Raw genomic sequence first — 6,460 nt, forward strand, 5'->3', positions numbered from 1 at the left:
AGAGTATTCAATGTCACATATTCAACAAACTACAGAACTTCCGTCAACAATGCGCGCGCTTGCACTGCTTGAGCCAAATGACGCGATTGCGTTATCTGAGCTTTCTGTGCCAGTACCGAGCCCTGAAGGCAATGAGCTCTTGATAAAAGTTGAATATGTGGGCTTAAATCATGGTGATGCCAACTTTGCAAAACAAGGTTTTTGCAAATGGCATTACCCGCATGTATTAGGCCATGATGCTGTTGGGGTGGTTGTTCAAGCAAATAAAGGTGTATTCCCTGGTGTGGGTGCACGTGTTGTATGGCACGCCAGTCTTGGTGACCAAGGTGTGTTATCTGAATACACAACGGTACCAAACTATGCGGTATCGGTTGTGCCAGATAACGTATCACCGGCAGATGCTGCAACTTTACCTTGTTCAGGTATGACGGCATTAATTGCCCTTGATAAGTTACAGCTAAGCGAAGGGGATTCACTGTTTATTGATGCAGGTGCAGGCGGCGTTGGCCAATTCGCTATTCAATTTGCTAAGCAACGTGGTGCAACCGTGTTTACCACTGCCAGCAAACACAATCATAAGTTACTTAAGCAATTAGGTGCTGATGTGGTGTTTGATTACAAAGACCCAAAACTTGAAGATAAAATTCGCCGTGAATTAGGTCCGCAAGGTTTTGATGCGGTGCTTGATTGTATTGGTGGCGATACCACCATTCGCAATGTTGAGCTAATGCGCTTTTGTGGCCGTATTGCTTGTTTAAATGAATTACCTAAGTTTGAGCAAGAACTTATGTTTAGACGCGCACCCAATATTGGCATTGTATCGTTAGGCGGAGCGTGGCTTGCAAATAGCTTATGTGCGCAGCAAAAGCTAAGCTTTATGGGTAACTTATTACTCGATAATGCAGCCCGTGGCGAGATCAAACTGCCACAAATTCATGCCGTTGATTTTACCCCAGAAGCTGTTTCAGCCGCTTTAAATAAACAACTTGCTGGTGGTTTTACCGGAAAACAAGTTGTGCAGGTAAGCGGTTAATCTTGCAAACTCACTGCCCAGTCATACTGTTTGATGGTCAGTGTAATCTGTGCCATTTTTGTGTGCGGTTTATTGTTCGCTTTGATAAGCAAATCACTTTTAAGTTATGCCCAATGCAAAGCGATAAAGGTGAGCGTTTATTAAAGGCTTACAAAGTTAAAGATCCACTATCCTCAATGGTAGTCATTGATAAAAACCAGCTATATAAACAAAGTGACGCTGTGTTATTTATCGCGACACAATTAGGTTTTCCTTTTTCTGTAGCTAAGGTGTTTAAGCTACTGCCAAAAGGTTATCGCGATCGTATATATGATTGGGTTGGTCGTAATCGTTATCGGCTTTTTGGCAAGCAAACACAGTGTAAGTTACTGACCGAAGAACAAAAGCAGCACTTTTTATAAACATTTTAAGTAAAGCTTGCTATTCTCGTTATTGGGAACAAATCACAATAATAAGAATATGAACATCCTCTTTCTAATTTTTAGTTCGGTCTACATTGCTTTACTGCTATTACAACCAGTATTTCCTCAGCCTTTTTTGGCGCTATTTAAAACATTACCAATCGGCCTATTGATTGTGATGCTGTTAAAAGCACGCAGTCAGTTACAAAATCGCACTTTTATCACTTTATTATTCGCTCTTAGTTTTTCAGCACTAGGTGATGTGTTGCTAGCCCTTGATGCGGGGCAACTGTTTATAGGCGGTTTAGCGGCATTTTTTGTTAGCCACGCTTTTTATATCATTACCATGTTGCCAATTAAAAACTGGCGACTAGACGTTGTATTTCTTTATCTATTTTTGGCTATCATCGTTTTTTGCTTATTCTATCCAAACTTAAATGACATGCTCATCCCTGTGCTTTTCTATATGTTGGTGCTTATCATAATGGCAAGCCTTACTTGGATGACGGATAAATCGAACGGCTTTTTAGTGTTAGGTGGGGCAGTGTTTGTAATATCAGACTCTATTCTTGGCCTTAACCGTTTTTATTTAGAAATAGCGCATGCAGATATCGCAATAATGATAACGTATTACATTGCACAGCTTTTCTTAATTACTGGTTTTTTAAGTTATTATTCAAATAAGTAACTGTAAGACTTTACTAGCTATATAGTAAGCTTTTAGCGGACAAAATGATCTTAGTTCGTCTTTTTGTATTGTTGCCATTAGTAGGTTTTAATGGGTTTTATTTGTTAAAATACTGTATTTAAATGAAAAAGTTGTTTGGTGATTGTTGCATTCTAGTTCCTTTGTATTAAACTTTTCCACCTAGAGCGCACTGACAAGATGTTAGCGTGCTTATGTTTTGGATATATAGCCCATTGTTATATTTCCTAGCATTTCTAGTTAATAAACCATGGAAAGGCTTATATCTCCAAAGTGTTCTTTTATTCGTAATAACGATTAAATTATTTAAGGATTAAATAATGAAACACCCTCGCAATTTTGCGCTTACCTTAATTGCTACTTCATTGTTAGCAGCATGTGGTAGCGATAATGACAGTAATGATGAAAAACAAAATATTGCACCTGTTATAAGCGCAGAGAGTCAAGTTAGCTTCGATGAACTTACAACTTTAACTCTTGAACCTGAAGTAACGGATTCTGATGGCACTATCAGCAGTTATCAATGGGCACAACTTTCAGGCCCAGAAATAGATTTATCAAATACGACTGACGCTACTTTTTCAATTACCGCCCCCGAGGTAGATGAGGATACGACTGTTGAAATTGAATTAACAGCAACAGATAACCAAGGTGCTTCGACTAAACATACAACAACATTGACTATTAAGAATGTATTAATTGCTCCTGTAATTGATGCTAAAGATCCTCAAGAAATCAATGAAAATACAGCGGCCACCTTAAATCTTGAGGCATCTGATCCAAATGGCGAAATTATCTCTTATGCTTGGTCGCAAGTAAGTGGCGTTGAGGTAGAAATAGCTGATAGTTCAACCACTAACCTTGAGTTCACAGCCCCAGATGTAGACTTTGATGAAGAGCTTCAATTTGAGCTTCTTGTTACTGACAACGATGGTCAAACATTTACTCAAACGCTTGATGTAATTGTTGTCAATGTACCTACAGATGCGCTTGGTTCACCTAAAGGCTTAGAAACCATTGAGGTTAACGGAAGAAGCGTCGAAGCAGCTCAAGATGAACTACTAGTACATTTAAAAGAAGATATTACTCTTGAAGAGCAACAGGCAGTGCTCGATAAAATTGATTCATTGGGTGGCTCATTAAATAGCTACGACAAAAAATTAAAATTAATGCAAGTAAGGGTAAGAGATACAGCTGAAGAGTCTGTATTAATTAATGACCTAGCAAACCTTGAAGGGGTTCGTCACTCTGGATTAAATGAAATTGTAGCGCCAGATAGCCTTCGTGAAAATCCGATAAAATTTAAAAAGCCAAAATCGAATAAATCGATGCAGCTGACAATGGCTAAGAAAGTTGCAAGTGTTGAAGATGAAGCGACTTACACAGGAGATTATTGGCACAGTATCATTTCTGCAGATAAAGCATGGCAAGCTATTGAAGAAGACAGTTTAGAATCAGTAAAAGTAGGGGTTGTTGATACAGGTATCTCAGATATTCAAACTAGTTTAGATGAGTCACGACTATCTCGATTACAGATATTAGCAGACGGGGGTTATGTAACCACCGATACTGACGATACTGATTCAGAGCATGGCTTGTGGGTTACTAGCTTTGTTGCAGCGCACAATATGACAGAGGGTAAAAGTTATTCGGGGGTTAACCCGTATGCAAATGTTATTCATGCCGATGTGTACTTTAGACGTTGTGATGGAATTTTAAGTGCGGCTGATTGCCCATTTGGCATAGGCGAGAAAACATTCGTAACTGACTTAATTGCTGGTGCTAAAGCAACAATCGATAATGGCGCAAGTATTGTTAACTTATCTTGGGGTGATACAAGTAAGTGCTCAGATCCAACTGAAGAAAGGTTACAAAGCCGTCGTAGCTGGCGATTAAATCAAACCAACCTTGTCGAATATGCAAAATCAAAAGATGCGTTACTTGTGTATTCTGCAGGTAACAACTGCGAAAAAGCTGATCACCAACTTTTACTATCTGAAGATGATATCGGCGCTGATGCATGGAAAACAAATGCGCTAATTGTTGCTGCGACTGATAGTAGCAATATGGATGCTACTTTTTCACGTATGGGAGAAGTGGTAAATATAGCTGCGCCTGGTGTGGATTTAGGTTGGGGTAATGGTGAAGTTGGAAGCGGGACATCATATGCTGCGCCTTTAGTCACAGGTTCTGCTGGTTTGATCAAAGGTATCAATTCATCGTTAAAGGCAGCTGAAGTTCGTGATATTTTACTTTCAACAGCAAGTAATACAGTTGTTTTATCTGATGAGTCTAAAGATGTAGGCACTACATCACCTACGAAATTACTAAACCTTAATTCGGCAGTTAAAACAGCACAATTAACTGTGGACTCTGATCTTGAAGTTATGGCTGCTACTTCATTGAGCAAAGGCACCGAAATTAATAAAACCATCGAATTTTCTTTACCAGAAACAACAGTAAATGCATTAGATATTATGTTTTTAATTGATGTTAGCGGTAGCTATGACGATGATATTAGTAATTTAAAAATACAAGCTGATGCAATTCTTGATAACTTAAATGGTCGGGGTATTAACGTAGCCTTTGGTGTATCGGCATTTTCTGATTTTCCAATTGATGGCTATGGTAGTGCAGGAAGTGGTGATGAAGCGTTTTATTTACTTCAAGAAGTCACGACTAATGTTGATGATGTGAAATCAGGTATTACTAGTTTAGAGACCTTTTATGGCGGTGATTATCAAGAGTCACAACTTGAAGGCCTTTATCAAGTAGCAACAGGTGCGGGACGCGATATCAACGACGACGGTCAATACACAGACGCGGGTGAAATATCGCCCTCTAGCATTGGTTGGCGTGAAGGGGCATTAAAAGTTGTGCTACTTGCGACCGATGCCGCTTTCCATGATTCTGATCTCGAAACTGACTATCCAGGTGCAGGTTTCACACAAGTTATTAGTGAACTTCAAGATAACGGCATCACGGTGTTTGGACTTCAAAGTGGTAGTAACAGTGATACAACAGAAGATATCAACCGTGTTGTAAGCGCAACGGGCGGTGTATCATTTATGCTATCAACAGACAGTAATGAAATCGCGGATAGAATCTCTGAAGCATTAGATGAAGCGCTGAAAGAGATTGATATTTCGATTGAACATATCTCTGGAGAAGAGTGGGTAGCTAATATCACACCAGAAGTCATCCAGGCGGCTAAACCAGGTGACACAGTAACTTTTGATGTAACATTGCAAGGTGTTAAAAGTGCATCAATAGAACCACTAAACTATGAAGTTATTTTATGGGTTAGAGGTGATGAAAGTGCTGTTCTAAGAAGGGTTGTTCTACCTATTACAGTTCCTGTAGCAGAGTAAAGTAATAGCGGGTATTTTTAGTAAATACCCGCTTTTTTAGGGGCAATAATGTTTAAGCGTATTTTTATTTTACAAACCCTTATGTTTACGAGCTTTATAAGTGCTTGTAAGCAAAATCAAAATGAGTGCGTTTACGAAGGTTTAAAGTATGAATGTGGTGTACTCGTTTTGTCTGTAGCAAAAGAATATGTTGAGTCTGCTGAGTTAGCTGATTTTTCAAAAGTGAATAGTGGCTATTTAAGATTAGTAGACCCTGAGCTCGGGCGTGTAATCATTGAGTTCGATAATAACATAGAGCCAAACTTATTAAAATCTCACATTCAAGCACTTAGCAGTATCAAAGGAATGAAAAGAGTTCATTACTTACCTGCAAGCCAGGTTGATTAACTAGATAACATATCAGTGATTATGCGTTTTTTATGTTATTATACGCGCGTTTTAATTTTCGAGATTTTCCATGGCAAATACAGCGCACGCACTGCACATTTTAGTTAAACACAAAGAACAAGCTGAAGACATTATCAAGCAACTTAAAAAGGGTGCTAAGTTTCAGACCCTAGCTAAAAAACATTCAAATTGTCCGTCGGGTAAAAAAGGCGGCGACTTGGGCGAATTTAGACGTGGTCAAATGGTACCACAGTTTGACAAAGTAGCTTTCAGCGGCGAAATTTTAGAGCCACATCTAGTGAAAACGCGCTTTGGTTGGCATGTAATCAAAGTGCTTTACAGAACGTAAAGTTTAAAGCCTGCCTAAAACTAATAAGACACGTCGTTAGACCTAAATATTTATTATTAGTGAGTTGAAGCCTGTGGTTTTAACTCATTTTTGGACAGAAACACGTTAGAGTATTTAATCAATAACTTTAAGCTAAGGGGCAATTACGCAATGCGATAATCGCGAAGCGGCATTGTGTAATTGTCCCTTTTAAGCGTTTTGTTATGCGGCTGA

The 6,460-nt window shown here is 39.0% G+C and carries 6 protein-coding genes; all 6 read left to right on the forward strand.

The genetic code is table 11. The annotated features are described in order from the left end of the window. The first annotated feature begins 10 nt into the window (after positions 1-10). Positions 11-1,033: a zinc-binding dehydrogenase gene (locus tag NFU46_RS19910; RefSeq protein WP_251604327.1), complete on the forward strand. Its 1,023-nt coding sequence runs from the start codon at positions 11-13 to the stop codon at positions 1,031-1,033. Positions 1,034-1,035: 2 nt separating this feature from the next. Further along, positions 1,036-1,434, forward strand: coding sequence for a thiol-disulfide oxidoreductase DCC family protein (locus tag NFU46_RS19915; protein WP_285835553.1), 399 nt, complete (start codon positions 1,036-1,038; stop codon positions 1,432-1,434). A 58-nt stretch (positions 1,435-1,492) separates the two neighbouring features. Further along, the gene (locus NFU46_RS19920; RefSeq protein WP_251604333.1) at positions 1,493-2,122 is read left to right on the forward strand and encodes a lysoplasmalogenase; all 630 of its coding nucleotides are present in this window, start codon (positions 1,493-1,495) and stop codon (positions 2,120-2,122) included. Between the two features lie 338 nt (positions 2,123-2,460). Further along, positions 2,461-5,511: a S8 family serine peptidase gene (locus NFU46_RS19925; protein WP_251604336.1), complete on the forward strand. Its 3,051-nt coding sequence runs from the start codon at positions 2,461-2,463 to the stop codon at positions 5,509-5,511. A 48-nt stretch (positions 5,512-5,559) separates the two neighbouring features. Next, positions 5,560-5,898, forward strand: a complete 339-nt coding sequence (locus NFU46_RS19930; RefSeq protein ID WP_251604339.1) for a hypothetical protein — start codon at positions 5,560-5,562, stop codon at positions 5,896-5,898. Positions 5,899-5,968: 70 nt separating this feature from the next. Further along, positions 5,969-6,247: a peptidylprolyl isomerase PpiC gene (gene ppiC / locus NFU46_RS19935; protein WP_251604341.1), complete on the forward strand. Its 279-nt coding sequence runs from the start codon at positions 5,969-5,971 to the stop codon at positions 6,245-6,247. The last annotated feature ends 213 nt before the right edge of the window (positions 6,248-6,460 follow it).

It is taken from the genome of Pseudoalteromonas sp. NCCP-2140, assembly GCF_023708065.1.
Classification (GTDB): domain Bacteria; phylum Pseudomonadota; class Gammaproteobacteria; order Enterobacterales; family Alteromonadaceae; genus Pseudoalteromonas.